The organism is Dyella sp. OK004, from assembly GCF_900114495.1.
Classification (GTDB): Bacteria; Pseudomonadota; Gammaproteobacteria; order Xanthomonadales; family Rhodanobacteraceae; genus Dyella_D.
The window spans coordinates 1,123,482-1,146,871 of the sequence record NZ_FOZI01000002.1 but is presented as its reverse complement, the minus strand read 5'-3'; the positions used below and the strand labels follow the sequence as shown (position 1 = coordinate 1,146,871).

Here is a 23,390-nt window from a genome sequence, read left to right as displayed (position 1 = left end):
CTTGAGGAAGCGTTCCGGGAGAGGTTTTCGCAAGGGCTTACCCCCTCCCGGCCTCCCCCTGCGAGCAGGGGGAGGAGAAAAGTGCGCGTGGCTCCGACACGACGCTAATCAGATCCAAAGGAAAGAGGCTAGGAAGAAAAGCCCTCCAGACATCTGACACTGGAAGATGCGCAGCTACCAAGCCCACCGCCTGCTCTTCAGGCCATTTCTCTTTGGTTACTTTCTCTTTGGGCCAGCAAAGAGAAAGTGACCCGGACCGCGGCAGCGGTTCGGAAGCCCGCCGCAGGCGAGCCAGAGCACGCAGACGCGACAACCGTGCGATAACGCCACTGGATTCCGGCCTTCGCCGGAATGACGAAGTAGGAGGGAATGGCACAAGGCCGAACCCTCACCCCAACCCTCTCCCCAGGAGAGAAGGGCTTCAAGCCCAGCCGCGCAAGCGATACACCCAAAGCCCGATGTACTCATGCATCGCCTGCGACGCATTCCACAGCACCGCTCGCCGCGGCGCCCACAGATCGCGCACCGGATGCTTCGACAGCGGCATCATCGCCGGAGCCGGAATCACCTCGAGCCCCTGCTTTTCAAAACTGGCGACAGCGCGCGGCATGTGCTCCGCCGAGGTCACCAAAAGAATGCGATGTATCTCGCCCTGCCGCAGGATCGCCGCCGAGTTGCGCGCGTTCTCGTAGGTGGTTCGGCTGCGGCTTTCGACGTGGAGTGCATTCACCGGGACGCCCTGGTGCTCGAGCATGCCTGCCATGCGCAGGGCGTCGCCCTCGCCACCGGACAGTAAAACCACGGGAGCGCGTTTCGCCTTGAACAAGAGATAGCCGAAACCGACGCGACTGGCGGCGACGTCGGCATCTTCGTCATCCCACCGCGCCTGTTGCGGATCGCGCTCGCCGCCGAGGATGACGATGGCGTCGGCCGACGGATAGGTCGACGCGGCCTGGGCCGGATACTGGTTTGTCAGCGTCCGCTGTAGCGCCGAGGCAAAAGCTGGCGTGGCGCACAGTGTGAGCCACACTGGCACCAGTGCGATGACGCACAGCCCCGTGCGGTAGCGGCGGGCCATGACGCATAGCAGGCCCACGCCTGCCAGCAGCAGTGCCTGGGCGATGGGATGGCTGAGGTTGAAGAAGTAGCTCGGCATGTCTCCCGGATTTACTGACCGCGTTGCTGTACCGCCTGGCCGGTGATGATCGGCCAGCGTCGGGTGGCGAACAGGATGTAGGTGACCAGCACGGAGCAGAACATCGCCAGGCTTACGCCTTGCCCGTACTGATGCACGATGTTGCCGATGAAGGCCAGGCAGATCGCGACGATCACCAGCACCAGCAGGGTCACGCGCGGACTCAGGCCGAGCTGCAGCAGCATGTGATGGACGTGCCCGCGATCGGGCTTGAACGGCGACTGGCGGTTGCGCATGCGGCGATACATCACGGCCAGCGTGTCGAGCGCGGGCAAGGCCACGCACCACAGCACGTCGACCGGTTGCAGATCGGAGCTGCCGCTCTGGCTGAGCTGGATCAGGGTCCAGCCCAACAGGTAGCCGAGTGCCATGCTGCCGGCATCGCCCATGAAGATTTTCCGGCCGAAGAAGCCGAGATTGGCGGCGAGATACGGCAGCATGCCGGCCGCGAGCATGGCGATGAGTATGGTCACGCCGGGCGAGATGTCTTGATGGTGAAACATGAAGATCGTGCCGATGCTGACCAGGCCCATGCTGCCGGCAAGGCCGTCGATGCCGTCCATCATGTTGAACGCGTTCAGCAGTCCGATGACGGCGATCAGGGTGAGTGGAATGCCAATGGGCCCCAGCTGAATCTGAACGCCGTTGATGATGCCGAGCGTTCGGATATAGACGTCTGTACTGCCAATCACGATCAGTATGGCGGCGGTCTGTATGAGCAGTCGTGCGCGTACGCTGAGACCTTGCCGATCGTCCAGCGCGCCCATGATGGTGAGTGCCGCCGTAGTGGTCAGCAGGATGCGGTTGAAGGGTGTGGCGTCGCCATACCACCAGGCGCCGACTACGACGCCGCAGAAGACCGCCAGGCCGCCTACAAGCGGCACGCTGCCGACGTGCTGCTTGCGTGCGTCGGGCCGGTCGAGCAGCCCCAGTGGCGCCGCCAGGCGGCGCAGGACGACGATCGCGACTGCCGTTGTGAAGAGTGCCGCGGCGCAGGCGATCATCGTTCTTGTGTCGTGCATTTCGTCGCTTCCTCGAGTCAATCCTGACGATGGCGGGCATCGAATAAACCGGGCGCGAGACACGCATCGTCGCCAACTTATGCGAAGAGGGTGTGACAGCGCTCGGTTGGATCGGAGGAGATGGCGCTGACCTGAAAAGGTTGCGCAACATCACAGTCCTGATGCGTCGAATGAACTACTGCGTATGGAAGTCTTTCCACAGCGAACGGGAACTCTAAGCGATCTCAGTGAATGTCTTGTGGAATCTTCCACACGCAGGTTGGTATTGGTTCAGTCATGCGCTCTCAAGTGACGCTACAGTCCGGGGCGTTTCTCGTTTGGCGTCTCTCACTTCCACGCGATGATCAAGAGGAAGCTCCATGAAGATTCTTGTCGCCACCACACTTGCATTGGCCATCACGGGTTCGGCATTCGCACAGACTGCTCCGCAGCAGCCGACGACTGTGAATCAACTTATCGAAAAGCAGCAGGCCAAGCCTGCGACGCCTGCGCAGATCACCACGCCTGCGCGTGCCAAGGCCGCGGCGCACGGCAGCATGAAGGCCGCACATCCGGGTCCTGGTGCTGCCGCAGCGGCAGCCGTGGCTGGTACCGGTGGTACCGGTGGCACGGGCGGTACAGGTGGCACCGGCGGTACCACCGGAACGCACTGATCGTTCGATCAAGGGTTTGATCGGTAGATAGCGCCCACCGTGTTCCGGTGGACGCGGATGGGCTTGCCGCGGTTCGGCGCGCAGGCCGGGTAACACTCACGTCATCGGTAGGGGGCCGACGATCCAATCGCCGTGTAGCGGCGTTCGCGTATCTCGAAGGGCTCGACTGATGAACAAACGGCAGGCGTTGGTAATCGCATGTGCTGCCCTGGCGTTGCATGCCTGCATATGGGCGCCTGGACAGCATCTGAGTTCAACCGATCTGACGCGCCAGGGCTCGCTGGAAGGGGCGCGCTATCAATTGGTGCCGATCACGCCGAAGTTGCTGGCGATGGACAAGAGCACTGCCACACCGGCGACGGTGCCGACTGAGCTGTCCACCTTCAAGCCCGAGCCCTATCGCATCGGCGTGGGCGACTCGCTCTACATCACGGTGTGGGAGCATCCCGAGCTGACCTCGCCCGCCGGCTCGCAACAACAGCCGAGTGCGAATGGACGTCTGGTGCGCGCGGACGGCACTCTGTTCTACCCCTACGTAGGTTTGCTCAAGGCCGCCGGCATGACGGTGGAAGAATTGCGCGCTGAACTCTCGCGCAGGCTTGCGGCGTATGTACAGCAGCCGCAGGTGGATATGAGTGTGATCAGTTACGGCAACCAGCGCATCACGTTGCGCGGTGCATTCGTGAAAACCGATCCGCTGCCAGTGACGGTGACGCCGATGAACCTGGAGCAGGCGATCGGTGCGGCGCAGGTCAATGCCGATCAGGCGGATCTCTCCGGTCTGGTACTGACACGCGATGGTCATGACTATCACCTCGATCTCGAAGCCTTGAGCCGCGCGCATGGTCTCGGCGAAATCTGGCTCAAAGCCGGCGACCAGATCTTCCTGCCCTATGGCGATCGCAAGGAGGTCTATGTGCTGGGCGAAGTCACGCGCCCCGCAGCGGTGCCGTTCAAGACGGGCGACATGATGCTGTCGCAGGCCATTGGCCGCGTCGGCGGACTCAACGAGGTCACGGCGAAGGGCAACGCGGTGTATGTGATCCGCGGCGTGGAAGATATGGAGAAGACGCCGGCGACGATTTATCAGTTGAGTGCGCAGTCGCCGACGGCGTTCGCCCTGGCTTCGCAATTCCCGGTGCGTCCCGGTGACGTGGTCTTTGTGGGGCCGGCCGGCGTGACGCGCTGGAACCGTTTCCTCTCGCAGCTGTTGCCTTTGTCGGGGCTGATCAGCAACGCGGCCTCGGCTAAGAGCAACCTCAATAATTGATGCCTATGTGCATGATGCTGACGCCGCGGCGGGGCCTGTACCGCCTCGCGGTCGTGACCGGTGTGCTGTGCCTGATGAGCGCGTGCACCGACGTGTCTATGGGCAGCCTGGAGACAGTGAAGCAGGCGGTGCATGGCGGCACCAGTGTGCATCCCACGGCGGAGTCGGTCGCGGCCGAACCGTATTACCAATTACAGGTTTCCGCGCCGGGCGGTGAGGCGATCCTGCTGCTGGCCAGTGTGCAGGGCGATCTGCTCGGCTGGTACGGACCGGAAGGACAGGCGGTGTTCCTCAAACATGGTGTGCTGGTAAAGACGCTGGGCCTGACACGGAATCTGGATGCCATGCAGCTGGACGGTGATCCGTTCGCGAGCGGCTTGCAGCATGTGCAGGCGCCGGTGACCTATCAGCGCGTGATGGACTGGTCGCCGGACTATCACTACGGCATCCATGTGCAGGCGCAGTTGCAGCCGATGGCGATGGAGAACGTCGATATTCTCGGCACCGTGCATCGCCTGCGCCGCTTCGATGAGCATTTGCGCGCGGTGGAAACCGGCTTCGATGTGGTGAACCGGTATTGGGTCGATCCAGCCGATGGTTTTATCTGGAAGAGCCGGCAATACGCCGCGCCCGGACAGGCGCTGGAGCTGATCCAGTTGCGTCCCTATCGAGGGCCGCAAACATGAGGCCGGCGCGCATGGTCATGGTGTGGGTCAGCCTGCTGGCGTTCTGCGGTATCGCGCAGGCAGCGACTTCGGTCCGGGTCACCGGCGAAGTGGGTCATCCGGGCGTGCAGGTACTCGGTTCATCGCAACGCCTGGTGGATGCCACCACGGCGGCCCAGGTAAATCCAGGCGCCTACATGCTCGGCGCGCTCTGGTCGCAACAGGCTTTGATGTTGCCGCAGCGAAGACTGCAGGCCGGCCTGTTGTACGAACTGGGTGCCGTGCGCGATCAGGCCTTGCGTGGAGGTAACACGACATTGGCCACGCTCAGTGGCAACTTGCGCGACGGGTTGCAGGCGATGCCGGTGACCGGCCGGCGCATCGTACACACGCTGGACCCCGCGGCGCTGGCGGCGAGCGATGCCGACAATTTCCCGGTCGATGATGGCGATGCGTTGGTTTATCCCGCGCGTCCGGCAACGGTGCGCGTGGTGGGTGCGGTCGCCAAACCATGCGAGGTGCCGCATGTCGCTTTGAAGGCTCCGCGCGACTACGTAGCCGCTTGCCCGACCCTCATGGCCGATCGTGATCTGCTGTATGCGATCCAGCCCGACGGCCAGGTATTCGAGTTGGGCATCGCGTTGTGGAATCGCGACGCGCCGATCTCGCTGGCACCTGGTGCGATCGTCTATGTGCCGCTCGACAAGCGCGTGATCCAGGGCGCGGTGGATGCGCAATTTAATCGCGATATGGCGGACTTTCTGGCCACCCAGCCGCTCGATAACGCCGGGGTGCCGCCTTGACCGCCGCCCGTTCGCGTTCCTGCAGCCGGATGATGCTGCCGGCCAGCTTATTGCTGGCGCAATGCATTGCCGGCGCGCTACATGCGCAGGACGCGCCTGGCTATACCCATAACGATTTTGGCGAGATCGGTCTGCTGCAGACGCCGACCGCACGCATGGCCGATGAGGGCGATCTGGCTTTCGTCGCGACGCGCACCTATCCGTACACGCACTACAACTTGTCGTTGCAGCCGCTGCCGTGGATGGAGGGCACCTTCCGCTATACCGCGGTGAGCAACCGCCTATACGGCCCGGTGGGATTGAGCGGACACCAGAGCTACAAAGACAAATCCATCGATCTGAAAGTGCGGCTGTGGGACGAGACGCGCTGGTGGCCGGCGGTGGCGGTGGGTGGGCGCGATATCGCCGGCACCGGCCTCTTCAGCAGCGAATACGTGGTCGCCAGCAAGCGCTTCGGACCGGTCGATCTCACCCTGGGCATGGCCTGGGGCAACATGGGTGCGCGCGGCGACATCAAGAGTCCGCTGGGATGGTTGTACAGCGGCTTTGACAATCGCGCGGGCAACACCAATCAGCAGGGTGGCGAGTTCAATACGCTGCGCTACTTCCGTGGTCCAGCCGCGGTTATCGGCGGCATCGAGTACCAGACACCGCTGGACAAGCTTCGCCTGAAGGTGGAGCTGGACGGCAACAACTACAAGCACCAGGGACTCAACGACAACCTGCGCCAGCGCTCTCCGGTCAATGTGGCTTTGCTGTATCGGGTCAATCGCAACGTGGATGTCACCGTCGGCTACGAGCGCGGCGACACGGTGATGGCGACGCTGAGCCTGCATTCCAATCTGGCGCAGCATGCGGAGCCGAAGAAGACGCTGGACCCCACACCGGAGCCGGTGCGTGACGTGGCGTCCACACCGGTACCGGCCGAAGGTCCGGCGGCGTTCCCGCGCAAAGCGCCGGGCGAGGTCGATTGGGATGAACTGAGCCGCGCGCTGGGCGACAACGCCGGCATCGATGTCAGCAGCATCGGGCGGCGGGGCTCCGAGCTGGTGATCCACGGCGAGCAGCGCAGCTACTTCTATCCGTCGCGTGGTCTGGGGCGCGCAGCGCGCGTGCTGGACAATCGCGTCGACAACAGCATCGACTGGTTCACGGTGTCGAGCGAGAACTATGGCTTGCCCGTGGTCGAGGACAGCGTGCACCGGCCGCGCTTTATCGATCTGCTCGATCATCGCATCGATATGCAAGAGATGCGTCGCAGCGTGGAGCAGAACCCGCCGGCGATCCAGCCCGAAGAGACGCTGTATACCAAACCGCCGAAGAAATTCGACGCGGGCGTGGCGCTGGGTTATCAGCAGAGCCTGGGCGGACCGAATGCGTTCGTGCTTTATCAGTTCACCGCCAATGGCAGTGCCACCTATCGCTTCAACCGCAACCTGTGGTGGGACGGACTGGTCAGCGTCAACCTGTTCAACAACTACGACAAGTTCACCTACACCGCGCCTAGCTTGCTACCGCGTGTGCGCACCAATATCCGCCAGTACCTGACCACCTCCGATGTGACCATGCCGAATTTCCAGATCACCGGCACGCATGTGCTGGCGCCGGATCTGTACGGTATGGCTTATGCGGGCATGCTGGAGTCGATGTATGCCGGCGCCGGCGGCGAAGTGCTGTATCGCCCCTATGGCGAGCGCTGGGCGCTGGGCGTGGACATGAACTGGGTGCGTCAGCGCGGTTTCCGCCAGGACTTTGCGTTGCAGGGCTATCACACCGTGGTGGGCAACGCGACGCTGTACGTGAATACCGGTTTCCATGACGTGACCCTGGCCATGAGCGTGGGTCGCTATCTGGCGAAGGACTACGGCGCTACCCTGGATATCTCGCGCGAGTTCAGCAACGGCGTGCGCATGGGTGCCTATGCGACGCTGACCAATAAATCGGGCAAGCAGACCGGCGAGGGCAGTTTCGACAAGGGCATCTACTTCTCGATTCCGTTCGACCTGCTGTTGCCGCGTTCGAGTACCAGTCGCGCCACCTTCATGTGGCAACCGCTGTTGCGCGATGGTGGCGCGCGTCTGAACCGGCGTTACAGCCTGTATGAAATGACGAGCGACCGCGATACCGATCTGTTCGAGAAGAACCTGGAAAAGATCGCCGAGTGAGGCCTGCCGGAAACGCGGTGGGCGTGTTCTACTTGGTGACCCATCCAGGCAAAGAGGCTCCCATGTCCACTGTCACCCTTAAAGGCAATCCCGTGCAGGTCGATGGTCATTTCCCGGCCAGCGGCGAAAAGGCTCCGGCGTTCTCGCTGGTCGCCAAGGATCTCTCCGATGTCTCGTTGGCCACGTTCGCCGGCAAGCGCAAGGTGCTGAACATCTTCCCCAGCGTCGACACGCCGACCTGCGCCACCTCGGTGCGCCGCTTCAACGAGAAGGCCAGTCAGCTCGATAACGCGGTGGTGCTGTGCATTTCCGCCGACTTGCCGTTTGCGCAGGCACGTTTCTGCGGCGCGGAAGGTCTGGACAATGTGGTGACCCTGTCCACCTTGCGTGGCCATGAGTTCCTGCAGAACTACGGTGTGGCGATTGCTTCCGGCCCGCTCGCCGGCCTGGCTGCGCGCGCGGTGGTGGTGCTGGACGCGAACGACCAGGTGGTGCATGCGGAAATGGTCGGCGAGATCGCCAATGAGCCGAACTACGATGCGGCGCTGAAGGCGCTGGGCTGATCCGCAGATCTAATGAAAGAGCGCACCCTGTGCGCTCTTTCAGGAAACAAAAAAGGCCGGGCAAACGCCCGGCCTTTTTTGTTGTGCGTGATGGAGGGCTTACTTCGCCGCCATCAGCGCCTTGGTGATGTCGAGCATGCGGTTGGAGAAACCCCACTCGTTGTCGTACCAGCTCAGCACCTTCACCAGCGTGCCGCCCATGACGCGGGTCTGGGTGGCGTCGTAGGTGGAGGAGGCCGGGTTGTGGTTGAAGTCGATCGACACCAGCGGCTTGGTGTTCACCGCGAGGATGCCCTTCAGCGCGCCGTTGGCGGCTTCGTTGATGGCGGCGTCGATTTCTTCCTTGGTGGTCGCACGGGCGGCGACGAAGGAGAGATCAACCACCGATACATTGATAGTCGGCACGCGCATGGAGAAACCGTCCAGCCTGCCATTGAGTTCCGGCAGCACCAGGCCCACCGCGGCGGCGGCACCGGTCTTGGTTGGGATCTGGCTCATGGTGGCCGAACGGGCGCGGCGCAGGTCGGGATGATAGACGTCCGTCAGCACCTGGTCGTTGGTGTAGGCGTGGATGGTGGTCATCAGGCCGTGCACGATGCCGATCTTCTCGTGCAGCACCTTGGCCAGCGGCGCGAGGCCGTTGGTGGTGCAGGAGGCGTTGGAGATCACTTGATGCGCGGCGGTGAGCTTGTCGTGGTTCACGCCGTAGACGAAGGTGCCGTCCACATCTTTGTCACCGGGGGCGGAGATCACCACCTTCTTGGCGCCGGCGGCGATGTGTGCGCTGGCCTTGGCCTTGGAGGTGAAGAAGCCGGTGCATTCCAGCACCACGTCCACACCCAGATCTTTCCACGGCAGCTTCGACGGGTCGCGCTCGGCGCAGACCTTGATGCGGTCGCCGTTGACGATCAGATCGCCGCCGTCCACCGACACGGTACCCGGGAATTTGCCGTGGGCGGTGTCGTACTGGGTGAGGTGGGCGTTGGTCTCGGCGTCGCCGAGGTCGTTGACCGCAACGATCTGGAACTCGTTGGTGCGGCCGGATTCGTACAGCGCGCGCAGAACATTGCGGCCGATGCGACCGTAACCATTGATGGCGACCTTGATGGCCATGAGACAGCGTCCTCCGGTGTGATGACGGGCAGCAGCAGCCGGGACCCGGCCGCCAAAGCGGGCATTTTAGCCGGAACACGGGGCCCATCTCATCCGGCACGGTTCATGGCGCCGACAGGTGGGGTAGGCTCGCCGGATACATACAGCAGCACCCTACCCGTGGAGCCAGGTCATGAGCGACGAGCAGCAGGTCATCGATATCACGCTGGAACAGGTGACGGACTATGAGTTCCGGGTCCGTTTCGACGACACCGCCATCCCCGACCTGCTCACCGACGAGACCCCGCCGCTGGGCCGCGAGGCTGGCCCCAACCCTTCGCGCATGCTGGCTGCTGCGGTGGCCAACTGCTTGTCGGCCAGCCTGTTGTTTGCCTTGCGCAAATACAAGAACCAGCCCGGCAGCCTGAGCGCGCATGCGCGGGCCACCCTGGAGCGCAATGAGAAAGGGCGCTGGCGGGTCGTGCGCATCGCGGTGGAGCTGAGCTTGTCGAATGTGGAGACCGACCTGTCCCATCTAGATCGCGCGCTGGCCCAGTTTGAGGATTTCTGCATCGTCACCGAAAGCGTGCGGCAGGGTGTGCCGGTGGATGTGAGTGTGCGCGACGGCACTGGGACCTTGCTGCACAAGGCGGCAACTGGCTGAGCGTGAACTGTCGTATGGCTGTGGCACACTCCACGGCCGTTTTTCCAGGACCCATGACGCCCATGTTCCCGACGCGACGCGTGCTTGCCAGCCTGCTGGTCACTTTGGTCATCGCCCCTTCCGTCCACGCCTGGGGGCGACAGGGTCACGCCATCATTGGCGAGCTGGCGCAGCGGCATCTGAGTCCTTCGGCCGAGGCCGAGGTCGAGCGGCTGCTGGCGCCGGAGCACACCAAGTCGCTGGCCGACATCGCCAGCTGGGCCGACGATGTGCGTAACGATCCGGCGCAGCAGGCGCTATGGGATCAGACGCGCGGGCTGCACTACATCAATTTCCGCAGCGAGGCCTGCGATTACACGCCGCCGCGTGATTGCCGCGATGGCATGTGCATCGTCGCGGGCCTCGACCATTACGTGCAGGTGCTGGAAGACCGCAGCCAGCCGGATGAAGCGCGCCTGCAGGCGTTGAAGTTCGTGGTGCATTTTGTGGGCGATGTGCACCAGCCGCTGCATGCCGGTTATCGCGACGACAAGGGTGGCAACGCCTATCAGGTGCAGTTCAACGGCAAGGGCACCAACCTGCATAGCGTGTGGGACTCGGGCCTACTCGGCACCAAGGGGCTGGAATGGCAGCCCTATGCGAAGGAGCTGGACGCGCGCGGCCCCGCGCCGCTGCCGCCGCCGATCGCACCGCTGGACAACAACTATGCGCAATGGGCCGAGGATTCCTGTGCCGCGACCCGCGACATCTATCCGGACGGGCACAAGATTGAACAGGCTTATGTGGACGAGGAATTGCCCGTGGCCGAACTGCGGCTGCGCGAAGCCGGGCGGCGCCTGGCCGAAGTGCTCAACCTGGCGTTGACTGGCAAATAAGTTGTGAAGGGCGTCGCGAAAGCGGCGCCGTTGCATGGCTCAACGGGCCGCAGCGTTGCCGATGTTCCGCTGCAGGAAGTCGAGCATCTTCTGATACGCCTCCTGCCGGTGCTCGGGCAGGAAGAAGCCGTGGCCTTCCAGTGGCTCGACCAGCTTGTCGTAGCGTTTGCCCTGACGGTCCAGTGCGGCAGTGAATTCCTGGAAATTCTTGAACGGCACGCGCTGGTCATCCTTGCCGTGCAGCAGGAGCAGGTCGGCCTTGATCCGCTCCGTGCCGCTCAGTGGCGAGCGCCGCAGCAGGTCGTCACGATCCTCGCCTAGCGCGACTTTCAGATACGCCGTGCCTCGGTCGGTGCGTTGTGTGTCGCTTTTGTCCAGCTGCACGCGCAGGTCGTAGACGCCGGCATAGCCGATGGCGCATTGGTAGAGGTCTGGCTCGCGTACGGCACCCTCGAGTGCGGCATAGCCGCCGTAGCTGGCGCCGTAGATGCAGATGCGCTTCGGATCGGCGTAGCCCTGCTTGATGGCCCAGTCGGTGGCGTCAGTCAGGTCGTCCTGCATGCTCAGGCCCCATTGCTTGTAGCCACTCTGCTGGAAGTACAGGCCGTAACCGCCGGAGCCGCGATAGTTGATCTGCAGCACCGAGTAGCCGCGGCTGGCGAACAGCTGCGCTTCGCGGTCATAACCCCAAGCGTCGGCGATGCCGTGCGGACCGCCATGCGGTAGCACGATCAGCGGATGCGACTGGCTGCCCGCAGGCTGGGTCAGGAAACCGTGCAGGACGAGGCCGTCGCGGGCTTTGAGTTCGATCGGCAGCATGGGCCGCATGTGTTGCGGGTCGATCCAGCGCTCGGCACTCACTAGGTAGTGCGCCTCGCGGCTATCCAGGTCGAACAGATAGAAGTCGCCGGGATTGCGGTCGCTGGTGACGTGGACGATGGCGTGCTTGCCGTCTTGGGTGAAGCTGGAGAAATACGCCAGCTGGTCGGGGAAGTTGACGGCGAGGGCCTTACTGAGGCGTGCTTCCTGGCTGCTTTCGTCGAAGTAGTGCAGTGCGCGTTTGCCATCCTGGCTGATGACGGCGTAGTAGTCCTTGCCGTCGGCGGTGGGCAGCAGCTTGCCCGGATCGGCGAATTGCCCCTGGAACAACGGTGTGCGCTGGCGGGTGGCTACATCCATCAGCTCGATCGCATCGGGACGGTCGCCCTGCGATACGTACACATAGAGTTTGCTGTTGTCGCGATTGAAGCCCACCGGATGGATGTCCACGCCGGATTTGACGGGCTCGTTGGCCAGCTCCCACGCAGCGTCATTGTTGGCGCGCAGCCACAGCGTTTCGCCGGTTGCATTGTTGTTGGCGTAGGCGGCACGCACCTGGCCCGCGTGATCGGCGACAAGGCTGGCGTTGCGCGCGGGCGAGACGCCCACGCGCGCGGTGCGCCCGGTGCGTACATTGAGGCGCTCGATCTCGGTGAAGTTGCCTTCGGCTGCGCGGGTGTAGTCGTTGACGGCGATCAGGATCTGGTTCTCGCCGACGGGTTCGCTGCCGATCGGCTCGGCAAAGGCGTAGCGGCTTTCCCGTGTGGCGATATGGGTGCCGGTGTTGTCGGTGCCGGCGCGATAGCCGAACAGATTGACCTGGTGTGTGCCGTCCGGATCGATGGCGAACAATTCCCCGGTCAACCAGGGCGTATCCAGGCCGTCGTGCTTCACGGCCATGGAAGCAACCAGACGGTTGTCGCCGACCCATTGATAGCTGTCGATCAAGGCTTCGCGGCCGGAGTGCAGCACGCGCACGATCTTTGCGGTCTTGCCGTCCAGCACGGCGAGCAGGTTCTCGTGCGGCTTGTCGCTCATCGGCACGATCGCCGCGAGGTACTTGCCGTCGGGCGATAGGGTGACGTCGGAGAAGTCAGCTGGCCGGATGAAGTCGGCGATGGGTGGTGGTGAAGATGTCCTGGCGGCGTTCGGCGCGGCCTGTGCATAGGCGCTGGTGCCGGCGAGCATGAGAAGCAGGGTGGCCGGTAGTCGTGCGGCGAGCGTCATGCGGTTTCCTTCCTTGGACGGGGCGTTCCGTTTGCCGGGCAGTATCCATGGGGTTGGCGGGGCAGCTCAATCCGTCGCTGTGGTGCTGATTCTTCGCATGATGCGTGGTGGGCGATCTGGGGAGTGGGCGTTTCGCGGCGGAATTTGGTGCAATGCAAAATTCTTTTGTTGGGTTATTTGCGGCCCTTCGCGATGGCTTTGAGAGTCTATGCACGGCTCCTGTCGACATCTTTGTCGAGGGTCTTTTGAGGGCATGGGAACGGCGTTCGCATTTGGCCATTTCGATGTCCATACGCCATACCAGTCTTCCCGTCCGGTGCTAATGCCATTGTCGACTGGTAATACCAGTTTGCTGAAGTGGTAGACGTATCGACATGGGTCGGAGGCGGGCCGCACGGGGACGAAAAAAAGCATGCGGAAACCCCTCTGGCGCAACCGGATAGTTCTGCTAGCCTCGAATGATGACTACTGAAAATCCGCTGCGCCGCACCAAGATTGTTGCCACCCTCGGCCCCGCCACCGATGTGCCGGGCATGCTCGAGAAAATCATCGCCGAAGGCGTGAATGTGGTTCGCCTCAACCTGTCGCATGGACAGCCGGACGACCATCGCGCCCGTGCCGCCGCCGTGCGCATCGCCGCCGAAAAAGCCGGTTGCGAAGTCGGCGTGCTCGCTGATCTGCAGGGGCCAAAGATCCGTGTGGAGAAATTCGCCAACGGACCGGTGGAGCTTCGCGTCGGCGACAGTTTTGTGCTCGATTGCAGCCCGAACGCACCCTTGGGTGACGCCACCCGTGTCGGTGTGAGCTATCACGACCTGCCGAAGGATGTGGCCGCAGGTGATGTGCTGCTGCTGGACGATGGTCTGGTCGCGCTCACCGTGGAAAGCGTGGTGGGAGCGGAAGTGCGTTGCCGTGTGCTGGTTGCCGGCAAGCTATCGGATCGCAAGGGTCTCAATCGCCAGGGCGGCGGTCTCTCGGTCTCGGCGCTGTCGGACAAGGACAAGGCGGATATCAAGCTGGCGGCAGAGATTGGGGCCGACTTTCTGGCGGTGTCGTTCGTGCGCTCCGCGGCCGATATGGATCAGGCGCGCCGCCTGCTGCATGAAGCCGGCGGTAATGCGGCGCTGGTCGCCAAGATCGAGCGCGCCGACGCGATTCCGGTGCTGGGGGAGATCATCGATGCCTCCGACGTGGTGATGGTGGCGCGCGGCGATCTGGGCGTGGAGATCGGCGATGCCGAGCTGCCGGGCCTGCAGAAAAAAATCATCCGCGAGTCGGTGCAGCGCAACCGCGCGGTGATCACCGCGACGCAGATGCTGCAGTCGATGGTGCGTTCGCCGATCCCGACCCGTGCGGAAGTGCTCGATGTCGCCAATGCGGTGATCGACGGCACGGATGCGGTGATGTTGTCGGAGGAGTCGGCGGCCGGTGCGCATCCGGACAAAGCGGTGGCGGCGTTGCGCCGCATCTGCCTGGGCGCCGAGCGGCAGTTCGAGCCGAAGGAAGATCTGGCGACGGCCGGTCATCGGCTGGACCGTACAGACCAGGCTATCGCCCTTGCTGCGATGTTGCTGGCGAGCCAGCTCGGTGTGCGGGCCATTATCGCGTTGACTGAATCCGGCGCCACGGCGCAGTGGTTGTCGCGCTATCGGAGTGCAGTGCCGATTTATGCGCTGTCGCCGTTCTCCGATGCGCGCCGCCGCATGTTGATGTTGCGCGATGTGCTGCCGGTGGAGTTCACCCACGCCAAAGACCTGACCCCGGCGGCATCGGCTCGCGAGGCGGTCCGTCTGCTGTTTAGCCAAGGTAAGTTGAGCGAAGGTGACCGGGTGGTAATGACCCATGGCGACCACATCGGCCGTGGCGGCGGCACCAACACGTTGAAGCTGCTCTCGGTGGGCGCGGACGGCGTGGTGGAGAGCTTGCAGGACCTGTGATCGGTGACCGCAACGCCGGCTGACGAGCCTCGTTATGCCGGCATGCCGCGATGCGCCGCTGGTGCGTCTCAGGGATAAACTGCCATCGCGTCCCCACCTGCCCGCAAAGGAGTTTGCCCATGAACCTGTTTCTTCGTCCCGTGATTCAAGGTCTTTGCCTGGCGCTGGTCACGGCGGTAGCCATGCCCGTACTGGCGCAGTCGCAGGCGCGCATGGTGGGGCCGGAACACCTGTCATCCTATTGGATCCTGCTCAACACCAAGGTCGACGCGGACATTCCCAATAGCGGCAACAACCTGGACAAGCCGGGGTGTGTGGCGGTCAGCTACATGATCGGCAGCGACGGGAAGACCCAGGATGTCGCGGTGCGCAAAGTGGCTCCCCAAAGCGACCTCGGTCCGGTTGCCCAGGGCATCGTCAGCCGTTTCCAGTACGGCCAGTCGCTGACCAACAAGAACAAGGAACCGGTCGCGACCTACTACGTGGTGCCCTTCAATATGCCGGCGGATGCGGCGGAAAAAGCCAAGCTGATCGCCGCCTGCCAGCTGCCGGGCTATAGCCAGGGCTGAATCGTCTCCCGAGGGGGCCGGACCGGGCGGCGGGACAACCCCGCCGCCGTCCCGGCTATAATCGCGCTCTTTGAACCTGCCAGACCCGGCAACGGGGAGGCTTCCACATAGCGCGCGGCAGCCGCCGCCCCCTCAGTTTTACGGAGTCGTCATGAGCATCGAAGATCTCGAAAGCATCGCCCTGGCGATGGTCGCACCTGGCAAGGGCATCATTGCCATCGACGAGTCGACCAACACCATCAAGAAGCGTTTCGAGGCCGTCGGCATCGAAAACACCGAAGAGAACCGCCGCGCCTACCGTGAGCTGCTGCTCACCACGCCGGGCCTCAACGATCACATCTCCGGTGCCATCCTCTATGACGAAACCATCCGCCAGTCCACCAAGGACGGCGTGCCCTTCACCCAGCTGATGAAGAAGCTCGGCATCATCCCGGGCATCAAGGTCGACAAGGGTCCGCAGCCGCTCGCCGGCTTCCCGGGCGACGTGGTCACCGAGGGCCTGGACGGCCTGCGTGAGCGCCTGCAGGAATACGCCAAGCTCGGCGCACAGTTCGCCAAGTGGCGCGCAGTGATCAACATCAGCGAAGACAACCCGAGCTCCACCGCCATCGAGGCCAATTGCCACGCGCTGGCCCGTTACGCCGCGCTGTGCCAGGAAGCCGGCCTGGTGCCGATGGTCGAGCCGGAAGTGATCATGGACGGTGACCACAGCATCGAAGTCAGCTACGAAGTGCACGAGGCTGTGCTGCGTAGCCTGTTCAATGCGCTGTACGAGCAGAACGTGATGCTGGAAGGCACCATCCTGAAGGTCAGCATGGTCATTCCGGGCAAGGATGCTGAAGAGCAGGCCGAGGTCGAGGAAGTCGCCGACGCCACCGTGCGCGTGCTGAAGACCACCGTGCCGGCGACCCTGCCGGGCATCGTGTTCCTCTCCGGTGGCCAGACCGACGAGCAGTCCACAGCCCACCTCAACGCCATGAACCGCATGGGCCCGCATCCGTGGCCGCTGTCGTTCTCCTACGGCCGCGCCATGCAGCAGGCCGCGCTGAAGCTGTGGGCCAAGGATATGAAGGCGAACTACTCGGACGCCCAGAAGACCGTTGCCGCGCGCGCCAAGGACAATGGCCTGGCTGCGCTGGGTCAGTGGAACGGCTGATCCGGCCGCTTCACTCGATCGTTGCAAGAAAAAGGCGCCATAACGGCGCCTTTTTCTTTTGACCGAATCAAAAAGAGGGCGCCTTGCGGCGCCCTCTCGCTCCTACACTCGACTGCTTGCGGGTTCACAAGCGCGAGCGACTTGCCTTACTCAGAAGCGGTATTCCGCGCTGACCGACACCATGTCGGTGCTCAGATCCACCTTGTCCTTCTTGGCGTCAAAGTAGTCGTAGTTCAGACCGACGCTGACGTTGTTGCTGAAGTTGTAGCCGAAGCCCGCGCCGGCGTACCAGCTGGTGTCGTCCAGGCTCTTGCGGACCGGGTTGACGTCATTGCTCAAGCCGTGACCCTTCCAGCTGTACACGCCGCCGCGACCGCTGATGTACCAGTTCTGGTCGATGTTGAAGCGAGCGTTGGCGCCGGCGGTCCAGCCGTGCAGCTGGCTCTTGCCGCGATCGACCACCGGGTTGCTGTTGAAGAGGTTCTTCGGATGGATGTTGCCCAGATCGTTGTAGCCCACCTCGGCACCCAGCGCGAAGTTCGGCGCCAGCGACCAGCGATAGCCGCCGTTGAGGGCGTAGCCGGTGTCATGGTCGTCGTACGGACCCTTGTTGATCGAGGTGCGACCGACGTTGCCATTGATGAAAAAGCCGCCGTTGTCGCTGGGGGCGTTCTGCGCGAAGGCGGCAGGGACAGCCATCAGGCCGGCAGTAGCGAAAGCGAGGGCGAGTAGTGTCTTCTTCATGGAGAGTCTCCTGTTTTTGACTTGGGTCGGTCGCCGGCCGTTGGGGAAAGGGCTCGACGCCGCGTGCGCCAATGGGGCTATGGGCTGCACAAAACGTTAGATAGGGGCCACACAAGAAGATTCAATACTGATTAGTACAGAATTAAGTTGGTATTAAGTTTTATGGCAGGTTTATGATTCCAAAAGAAAACGGGCGCCTGGGCGCCCGTTTCCATGGCATGGCTAGCTACCGCTGAAGGATCAGAAACGGTACTCGCCGCTCAGCGACACGATGCCGGTGGAGCGCTTCAGATCGCTGGTTTCAACGCCGGTGGCGTTGTCCTTGATCTTGCCGGTGCTGACCTTGAAGTAGTCGTAATGCACACCGACGCCGAAGTGCTCGTTGATGTCCCAGCCGGTGCCGATGCCGGCATACCAGCCGCCGCGGCCTGAGTTGCCGCCGCTGCTCAGGCCCAGATTCTGGCCCAGGCTGTTGTTGTAGTTGTTGTGGTTGTCATTGCCGTGGAAGTAACCGCCACGCGCGCCGAGGTACCACTGCGGCATCAGATTGATGCGGCCATTCACGCCGACCAGCCAGCCGCGCAGGGCATTGGTGGTGGTGCGCTGGTTCACATCCTGCGAATTGAAGGCGTTCTTGACGCGGAAGTTGCCCAGGTCGGTGTAACCCATTTCCACACCCAGACCCAGATCCTGGCCGACCTTCCAGCGGTAACCGCCAGTCAGGCCGTAACCGGTGCGACGGCCTTTTTCGCCGTGCAGAAAGTTGAAGCTGCCGCCGTTGCTGCCAAAACCGCTGTTGCCGTTACCGTTGGTGCGGCCGACGTTGAGATCGACAAACCAGTTACCGCTGCCCACCGGCTGGCTGGGCAGATAGTTGCCGCTGGCCGGAGCGGCCGAGCCGTCCTGGGCGAAAGCGGGCAATGCCACCAAGGCGGTGGCGGACAAAGCTAGGGCAAGTAGAGACTTCTTCACGGGAATACTCCTCTTTGATTTGGGGGCGAACCGCGTGCCAAGGGAAGGGGAGAGAGGCATCGCGGTCGGTATGGCCATCCCAGCCATACGGGAATTAGAACGATGCAGGCCTGAAGGGTTTCAGTACTCGGGGGTGAAGTATTAAGGCCGAGTTAAGTTCGTTTCTTCGGGCGACAGCGCGTGGTAGATCGGCGACAATGCCCGTTTTTCGCCGCCGCCCGCCCCGGAGAACCCCCTGATGACCACCCGCCGCGTCCTTGCCAACGCCGTCCGCGCCCTTGCCATGGACGCCGTTGAGGCGGCCAAGTCCGGCCATCCCGGCATGCCCATGGGCATGGCCGATATCGCCGAAGTGCTGTGGAACGATTTTCTCCGCCACAACCCGGCGAACCCGAAGTGGTTCAACCGCGACCGTTTTGTGCTGTCGAATGGCCACGGTTCGATGCTGCAGTACGCTTTGCTGCATCTGACCGGCTACGACCTGCCGATGGACCAGCTGAAGCGCTTCCGCCAGCTGCACTCCAAGACCGCCGGTCATCCGGAAGCCAGCGAAACCCCTGGCGTGGAAACCACCACTGGTCCGCTGGGCCAGGGTCTCGCCAATGCGGTCGGTTTCGCGCTGGCCGAGAAGGTACTTGCCGCCCACTTCAACCGTCCGGGCCACACGATCGTCGACCACAACACGTATGTGTTCCTGGGCGACGGCTGCCTGATGGAAGGCATCTCGCATGAAGTCGCTTCGCTGGCCGGCACCTGGGGCCTCGGCAAGCTGGTCGCGATTTACGACGACAACGGCATTTCGATCGACGGCGAGGTGCATGGCTGGTTCACCGACAACACCCCGGAACGTTTCGAAGCCTATGGCTGGAACGTGATTCGTGGCGTGGACGGCCACGATGCCGAGGCCATCAAAAAGGCCATTGCGCAAGCGACTGCGCAGTCCGCCAAGCCCACGCTGATCTGCGCCAAGACCATCATCGGCTTTGGTGCGCCTCACAAGCAGGGCAAGGAGGAGAGCCACGGCGCGCCGCTGGGCAAGGACGAGATCGCCGCTGCCCGCGACGAGCTGGACTGGCGTTACGCGCCGTTCGAGATTCCGGCCGAGATCTATGCGGGCTGGGATCACAAGGCCGCTGGCGTCAAGCGCGAGCAGGATTGGAATGCCGTTTTCGCCGCTTACGCGGCCGCGAATCCGGAGCTGGCGGCTGAGTTCAAGCGCCGTCTCGCCGGTGAGCTGCCCGCCGATTGGGCCGCCAAGTCGCAGGCCTATGTGGCGAAGCTGCAGGCGGAAGGCCCGGATGTCGCCACCCGCAAGGCCTCGCAGATGACGCTTGATGCGTTTGGCCCGCTGCTGCCGGAACTGATCGGTGGTTCGGCCGACCTTGCTGGCTCCAACCTCACCAAGTGGAAGGGCAGCCTAGACGCCGCCAACGGCAACAGCGCCGATGGCAAGGGCAACTACGTCTACTACGGCGTGCGCGAGTTCGGCATGAGTGCGATCGCCAATGGCGTGGCGCTGCATGGCGGCTTCATTCCGTACGACGCCACCTTCCTGGTGTTTTCCGATTACGCCCGCAACGCAGTGCGCATGAGCGCGCTGATTCCGGCGCATGTGATCCACGTTTACACCCACGACTCGATTGGCCTGGGCGAAGACGGCCCGACCCATCAGCCGGTGGAGCACCTCGCCAGCCTGCGTTACATCCCGAACAACCAGGTGTGGCGTCCATGTGACGCGGTGGAATCGGCGATGTCGTGGAAGCTTGCTATCGAGCGCAAGGGTGCGCCGGCCTGTCTGGTGTTCTCGCGCCAGAACCTCAGGCATCAGCACCGCACTGAGCAGCAGGTTGCCGACATCGCGCGCGGCGCTTACGTGCTGTCCGATCCGCAGGACACCAAGTTCAAGGCCATCCTGATCGCCACTGGCTCCGAAGTGGAGCTCGCGATGGAGGCGGCCCGCACGCTGGCGCAGCAGAATGTGCCAGTGCGCGTGGTGTCGATGCCGTGCACCGAGGTGTTCGATGCGCAGCCGCTGGAATATCGCGAAGGCGTGCTGCCGGGCTGGTGCCGTGCACGTGTGGCGGTGGAAGCAGCCACGGCTGACTTCTGGAGCAAATACGTCGGCCTGGACGGCGAAGTGGTCGGCATGACCACCTTCGGTGCTTCCGCGCCGGCGCCGCAGCTGTTCGAGCACTTCGGTTTCACCGTGGCCCACGTGGTGGATGCCGTAAAGCGCACGATTCGCTAATTGCTGCAGTTTCGAAACAAAAAAACGCCGCGAGTAATCGCGGCGTTTTTTGTTGTAGGAGCGCACCCTGTGTGCAATCCGCGCTACGCCAACCCGCTAAGCCAACAGCAAGTCACCCAAATGCTCGGGATCGCTCGCCAGCGCATGCGCACCGGCCTGCTCCAGTTCCTCGCGACTGCCGAATCCCCATAACACACCGAAACCGCGCACACGGTTGGCCACCGCGCCATCGATATCGAAATGCCGGTCGCCAATCATCACGGCGCTCTCGGGGACCGTGCCGAAGTCGGCCAGCGCGGCGGCAATCATCGATGCCTTCTCGCTGTGCGGGCTGCTCGGGTCGGGGCCGTACAAGCGGGTGAAAGCCGAGCCGAACGGAAGCTCGTCGATAATGGGTGCTGCATGCCGATGCGGCTTGCTGGTCACCACCGCCAGCTCGTGACCGGCCTCGTGAAGTCGGTTAATCATGGCCTCGATGCCCGGGTACACCGTGTGTTCGCGCCAGCCGATGGCGTGGAAGCGCTGGTGGTAGTGCTCCACCGCCGCCTCGACGCGTACGGGATCGTGATCCAGCAGGGGAGCGAAGCTGTGGCGCAGCGGCGGGCCGATCCAGTGACGCAGTTCGGCCGGTGCAGGTACGCCCAGTTGTGCAAAGGCATGTCGCACGCAGGCGACGATGCCTTCCTCGGAGTCGATCAGGGTGCCGTCGAGATCAAACAGACAGAGCATCGACACCCGACTCACTTCGCCGCGCGGGCTTTGAGCGCGGTGACAGCTGGCAGCTCCTTGCCCTCGAGGAACTCAAGAAAGGCACCGCCGCCGGTGGAAATGTAGGAGACGTCTTTCTCGATGCCGTATTTCTCCACGGCCGCCAGCGTGTCGCCACCGCCGGCGATGGAGAACGCGCTGGATGCGGCGACGGCGCGGGCCAGGGTTTCTGTGCCCTTGCCGAAGGCATCGAACTCGAACACGCCGACCGGGCCGTTCCACACGACGGTGCCGGCCTTGGCGATCAGCTCGGCGTAAAGCGTCGCGGTCGCAGGGCCGATGTCGAGAATCATCTCGCCGTCCTTGACCTGGTCTACCGGCTTCACCGTGGCAGGCGCGTGCGCGGAGAACTCCGGGGCCACCACGACGTCGATCGGCATCGGCACCTCGGCGCCGCGGCGCTTGGCGTCGGCGATCACTTTCTTGGCGGCGTCGAGCAGGTCCGGCTCGTACAACGAATTGCCGACCGAGTGGCCGGCCGCGGCGATAAAGGTGTTGGCGATGCCGCCGCCCACAATCAGCTGATCCACCTTGCCGATCAGGTTTTCCAGCAGGGTCAGCTTGGTCGACACCTTGGAGCCGGCCACGATCGCCAGCAACGGATGCGCGGGATGCTCCAGCGCCTTGCCCAGTGCGTCGAGCTCGGCCGAGAGCAGCGGGCCGGCAGCGGCGATCGGGGCGAACTTGATCACGCCATGGGTCGACGCCTGTGCGCGGTGCGCAGTGCCGAAGGCGTCCATCACGAAGATGTCGCACAGCGCGGCGTACTTCTTCGACAGGGCCTCGTCATCCTTGCCCTCGCCGATATTCATGCGGCAGTTCTCCAGCACCACCACCTCACCCTCGGCGACGTCGACGCCATCGAGGTAGTCGGCGATCAGCCGCACCGGCTTGCCCAGCTTGTCGCCGAGCCACTGAGCTACCGGCGCCAGCGAAGCCTCGGCATCGAACTGGCCCTCCTTCGGGCGGCCCAGGTGCGACAGCACCGTGACCCTGGCGCCGGCGTCGCGAGCGGCCTTGATGGTGGGCAGGGCGGCATCGAGGCGCTGGGTGGAGGTGATTCGGCCGTTCTCGATCGGCACGTTCAGGTCTTCGCGGATCAACACGCGCTTGCCGCGCAGATCAAGATCGCTCATGCGGATGACGGACACGGCAGAACTCCTGTTGGTATTTCGGAAGGGCGGCCTTAAGCCGCGAACCGCCTATTTTCCCGCCCGCCTGCCGGCGATGCAAACCGGGTGGCGGGTATGCTTGGCAGCTGCTCGTATTCGTTATCGCAGAGGACAAGGTGATGGCCCAGGATCTGGTGTTGTACGGCTATTGGCGCTCCAGCGCCGCCTACCGCGTGCGTATTACCTTGAATCTGAAGGGGTTAGCTTATGAGTCCCGCCCGATCCACCTGGTTCGCGATGGTGGCGAGCAGCACGCGCCGGACTACCAGGCGTTGAATCCGCAGGAGCTGGTGCCCTGCCTGGTCGATGGCGGGCAGGTGTTCACCCAGTCCATGGCGATCATCGAGTACCTGGACGAGACCCGGCCTACGCCACCGTTGTTGCCTGCGGATGCCGTGGGGCGCGCCCGCGTCCGAGCACTGGCGCAACTGCTGGCCTGCGACGTCCATCCGCTTGGAAATTTGCGTGTGCTGCAGTATCTGGGAACGCAATTTCAAGCCGATGACGCGCTCAAGGGCACATGGTCGCGGCACTGGATTGCCGAGGGTTTCAAAGCGCTGGAGATGATGTTGGCCGGACATGTAGCCACCGGCCGCTTCTGCCATGGCGATACGCCAACCCTCGCCGACGCGTGCCTGATCCCGCAGTTCTACAACGCGGTGCGCTGGAAGTTGCCGCTGGATGATTACCCGACCATCCGGCGCATACACGAAGCCTGCAGTGAGCTGGAGGCCTTCTGTCGTGCCGCGCCTGAAGCGCAGGCGGATGCGCCCGCACCCGCTGCATAATCTGCAAATGGGGCGCGAGGCAG

General features: G+C 63.4%; 21 protein-coding genes. 13 read left to right on the top strand and 8 right to left on the bottom strand.

The window, feature by feature from the left end; genetic code table 11:
* Window positions 1-421 precede the first annotated feature (421 nt).
* Window positions 422-1,156 carry a YdcF family protein gene (locus BM338_RS11725; protein ID WP_090451043.1) on the bottom strand — a complete coding sequence of 245 codons (735 nt, stop codon included), beginning with the start codon at window positions 1,154-1,156 and terminating at the stop codon, window positions 422-424.
* Window positions 1,157-1,167: 11 nt separating this feature from the next.
* On the bottom strand, window positions 1,168-2,217 hold the full coding sequence (locus tag BM338_RS11720; RefSeq protein WP_255367279.1) for an undecaprenyl/decaprenyl-phosphate alpha-N-acetylglucosaminyl 1-phosphate transferase: 1,050 nt from the start codon (window positions 2,215-2,217) through the stop codon (window positions 1,168-1,170).
* Between the two features lie 359 nt (window positions 2,218-2,576).
* On the opposite strand from BM338_RS11720, the gene BM338_RS11715 reads away from it, so the two are divergent.
* From BM338_RS11715 to tpx, 6 genes are all read left to right on the top strand, one after another.
* Window positions 2,577-2,870 carry a hypothetical protein gene (locus BM338_RS11715; protein WP_090451041.1) on the top strand — a complete coding sequence of 98 codons (294 nt, stop codon included), beginning with the start codon at window positions 2,577-2,579 and terminating at the stop codon, window positions 2,868-2,870.
* Window positions 2,871-3,039: 169 nt separating this feature from the next.
* The gene (locus BM338_RS11710) at window positions 3,040-4,140 is read left to right on the top strand and encodes a polysaccharide biosynthesis/export family protein (RefSeq protein ID WP_090451040.1); all 1,101 of its coding nucleotides are present in this window, start codon (window positions 3,040-3,042) and stop codon (window positions 4,138-4,140) included.
* A gap of 11 nt (window positions 4,141-4,151) precedes the next feature.
* Window positions 4,152-4,826 carry a YjbF family lipoprotein gene (locus BM338_RS11705; protein ID WP_177229305.1) on the top strand — a complete coding sequence of 225 codons (675 nt, stop codon included), beginning with the start codon at window positions 4,152-4,154 and terminating at the stop codon, window positions 4,824-4,826.
* The gene (locus BM338_RS11700) at window positions 4,823-5,608 is read left to right on the top strand and encodes a capsule biosynthesis GfcC family protein (RefSeq protein WP_090451038.1); all 786 of its coding nucleotides are present in this window, start codon (window positions 4,823-4,825) and stop codon (window positions 5,606-5,608) included. The genes BM338_RS11705 and BM338_RS11700 overlap by 4 nt, the downstream gene beginning before the upstream one ends.
* Window positions 5,605-7,773, top strand: coding sequence for a YjbH domain-containing protein (locus BM338_RS11695; protein ID WP_343124157.1), 2,169 nt, complete (start codon window positions 5,605-5,607; stop codon window positions 7,771-7,773). Before BM338_RS11700 ends, BM338_RS11695 begins: the two co-directional genes overlap by 4 nt.
* A 62-nt stretch (window positions 7,774-7,835) precedes the next feature.
* Window positions 7,836-8,336 (top strand): thiol peroxidase, encoded by a 501-nt coding sequence (tpx, locus tag BM338_RS11690; RefSeq protein ID WP_090451269.1) that lies wholly within the window; start codon window positions 7,836-7,838, stop codon window positions 8,334-8,336.
* Between the two features lie 99 nt (window positions 8,337-8,435).
* On the opposite strand, the gene gap is transcribed toward tpx, so the two are convergent.
* On the bottom strand, window positions 8,436-9,449 hold the full coding sequence (gene gap, locus BM338_RS11685) for a type I glyceraldehyde-3-phosphate dehydrogenase (protein WP_090451036.1): 1,014 nt from the start codon (window positions 9,447-9,449) through the stop codon (window positions 8,436-8,438).
* Between the two features lie 172 nt (window positions 9,450-9,621).
* Here gap and BM338_RS11680 point away from each other — a divergent pair, with 172 nt between their 5' ends.
* Together BM338_RS11680 and BM338_RS11675 are read left to right on the top strand one after the other, a co-directional pair.
* Window positions 9,622-10,092, top strand: a complete 471-nt coding sequence (locus BM338_RS11680; RefSeq protein ID WP_090451035.1) for an OsmC family protein — start codon at window positions 9,622-9,624, stop codon at window positions 10,090-10,092.
* 53 nt (window positions 10,093-10,145) lie between these two features.
* Entirely contained in the window at window positions 10,146-10,967 is an 822-nt protein-coding gene (locus tag BM338_RS11675) for a S1/P1 nuclease (protein WP_255367278.1), read from the top strand.
* 39 nt (window positions 10,968-11,006) lie between these two features.
* Here BM338_RS11675 and BM338_RS11670 read toward each other — a convergent pair whose 3' ends face one another.
* The gene (locus BM338_RS11670) at window positions 11,007-13,013 is read right to left on the bottom strand and encodes an alpha/beta hydrolase family protein (protein WP_090451033.1); all 2,007 of its coding nucleotides are present in this window, start codon (window positions 13,011-13,013) and stop codon (window positions 11,007-11,009) included.
* A 461-nt stretch (window positions 13,014-13,474) separates the two neighbouring features.
* Between BM338_RS11670 and pyk the strand changes: the two genes are divergently transcribed.
* The 3 genes from pyk (at window position 13,475) to BM338_RS11655 (ending at window position 16,675) form a co-directional block, all read left to right on the top strand.
* On the top strand, window positions 13,475-14,950 hold the full coding sequence (gene pyk / locus BM338_RS11665) for a pyruvate kinase (RefSeq protein WP_090451268.1): 1,476 nt from the start codon (window positions 13,475-13,477) through the stop codon (window positions 14,948-14,950).
* Window positions 14,951-15,069: 119 nt separating this feature from the next.
* On the top strand, window positions 15,070-15,519 hold the full coding sequence (locus BM338_RS11660) for an energy transducer TonB (protein ID WP_090451032.1): 450 nt from the start codon (window positions 15,070-15,072) through the stop codon (window positions 15,517-15,519).
* Between the two features lie 151 nt (window positions 15,520-15,670).
* Window positions 15,671-16,675 carry a class I fructose-bisphosphate aldolase gene (locus tag BM338_RS11655; protein WP_090451031.1) on the top strand — a complete coding sequence of 335 codons (1,005 nt, stop codon included), beginning with the start codon at window positions 15,671-15,673 and terminating at the stop codon, window positions 16,673-16,675.
* Window positions 16,676-16,825: 150 nt separating this feature from the next.
* Here BM338_RS11655 and BM338_RS11650 read toward each other — a convergent pair whose 3' ends face one another.
* Window positions 16,826-17,419, bottom strand: a complete 594-nt coding sequence (locus tag BM338_RS11650; RefSeq protein WP_090451030.1) for a porin family protein — start codon at window positions 17,417-17,419, stop codon at window positions 16,826-16,828.
* A gap of 240 nt (window positions 17,420-17,659) precedes the next feature.
* Window positions 17,660-18,391, bottom strand: coding sequence for an outer membrane protein (locus BM338_RS11645; protein WP_090451029.1), 732 nt, complete (start codon window positions 18,389-18,391; stop codon window positions 17,660-17,662).
* Between the two features lie 238 nt (window positions 18,392-18,629).
* Here BM338_RS11645 and tkt point away from each other — a divergent pair, with 238 nt between their 5' ends.
* A complete protein-coding gene (gene tkt, locus BM338_RS11640) occupies window positions 18,630-20,639 on the top strand; it encodes a transketolase (protein ID WP_090451028.1) in 2,010 nt (669 codons plus the stop codon).
* Between the two features lie 96 nt (window positions 20,640-20,735).
* Here tkt and BM338_RS11635 read toward each other — a convergent pair whose 3' ends face one another.
* Together BM338_RS11635 and BM338_RS11630 are read right to left on the bottom strand one after the other, a co-directional pair.
* The gene (locus tag BM338_RS11635) at window positions 20,736-21,368 is read right to left on the bottom strand and encodes an HAD hydrolase-like protein (RefSeq protein WP_090451027.1); all 633 of its coding nucleotides are present in this window, start codon (window positions 21,366-21,368) and stop codon (window positions 20,736-20,738) included.
* A gap of 11 nt (window positions 21,369-21,379) precedes the next feature.
* Window positions 21,380-22,558 carry a phosphoglycerate kinase gene (locus tag BM338_RS11630; RefSeq protein ID WP_090451026.1) on the bottom strand — a complete coding sequence of 393 codons (1,179 nt, stop codon included), beginning with the start codon at window positions 22,556-22,558 and terminating at the stop codon, window positions 21,380-21,382.
* A 140-nt stretch (window positions 22,559-22,698) separates the two neighbouring features.
* On the opposite strand from BM338_RS11630, the gene maiA reads away from it, so the two are divergent.
* Window positions 22,699-23,367, top strand: a complete 669-nt coding sequence (gene maiA / locus BM338_RS11625) for a maleylacetoacetate isomerase (protein ID WP_090451025.1) — start codon at window positions 22,699-22,701, stop codon at window positions 23,365-23,367.
* The last annotated feature ends 23 nt before the right edge of the window (window positions 23,368-23,390 follow it).

Coding starts and splice junctions, on each gene's coding strand:
- BM338_RS11635 (WP_090451027.1), bottom strand. CDS start 21,368: ATGCTCTGTCTGTTTGATCTCGACGGCACCCTGATCGACTCCGAGGAA.
- BM338_RS11680 (WP_090451035.1), top strand. CDS start 9,622: ATGAGCGACGAGCAGCAGGTCATCGATATCACGCTGGAACAGGTGACG.
- tpx (WP_090451269.1), top strand. CDS start 7,836: ATGTCCACTGTCACCCTTAAAGGCAATCCCGTGCAGGTCGATGGTCAT.
- maiA (WP_090451025.1), top strand. CDS start 22,699: ATGGCCCAGGATCTGGTGTTGTACGGCTATTGGCGCTCCAGCGCCGCC.
- pyk (WP_090451268.1), top strand. CDS start 13,475: ATGACTACTGAAAATCCGCTGCGCCGCACCAAGATTGTTGCCACCCTC.
- BM338_RS11700 (WP_090451038.1), top strand. CDS start 4,823: ATGAGGCCGGCGCGCATGGTCATGGTGTGGGTCAGCCTGCTGGCGTTC.
- BM338_RS11660 (WP_090451032.1), top strand. CDS start 15,070: ATGAACCTGTTTCTTCGTCCCGTGATTCAAGGTCTTTGCCTGGCGCTG.
- BM338_RS11725 (WP_090451043.1), bottom strand. CDS start 1,156: ATGCCGAGCTACTTCTTCAACCTCAGCCATCCCATCGCCCAGGCACTG.
- BM338_RS11715 (WP_090451041.1), top strand. CDS start 2,577: ATGAAGATTCTTGTCGCCACCACACTTGCATTGGCCATCACGGGTTCG.
- BM338_RS11705 (WP_177229305.1), top strand. CDS start 4,152: ATGATGCTGACGCCGCGGCGGGGCCTGTACCGCCTCGCGGTCGTGACC.
- BM338_RS11720 (WP_255367279.1), bottom strand. CDS start 2,217: ATGCACGACACAAGAACGATGATCGCCTGCGCCGCGGCACTCTTCACA.
- BM338_RS11710 (WP_090451040.1), top strand. CDS start 3,040: ATGAACAAACGGCAGGCGTTGGTAATCGCATGTGCTGCCCTGGCGTTG.
- BM338_RS11650 (WP_090451030.1), bottom strand. CDS start 17,419: ATGAAGAAGACACTACTCGCCCTCGCTTTCGCTACTGCCGGCCTGATG.
- BM338_RS11655 (WP_090451031.1), top strand. CDS start 15,671: ATGAGCATCGAAGATCTCGAAAGCATCGCCCTGGCGATGGTCGCACCT.
- BM338_RS11670 (WP_090451033.1), bottom strand. CDS start 13,013: ATGACGCTCGCCGCACGACTACCGGCCACCCTGCTTCTCATGCTCGCC.
- BM338_RS11675 (WP_255367278.1), top strand. CDS start 10,146: ATGACGCCCATGTTCCCGACGCGACGCGTGCTTGCCAGCCTGCTGGTC.
- gap (WP_090451036.1), bottom strand. CDS start 9,449: ATGGCCATCAAGGTCGCCATCAATGGTTACGGTCGCATCGGCCGCAAT.
- tkt (WP_090451028.1), top strand. CDS start 18,630: ATGACCACCCGCCGCGTCCTTGCCAACGCCGTCCGCGCCCTTGCCATG.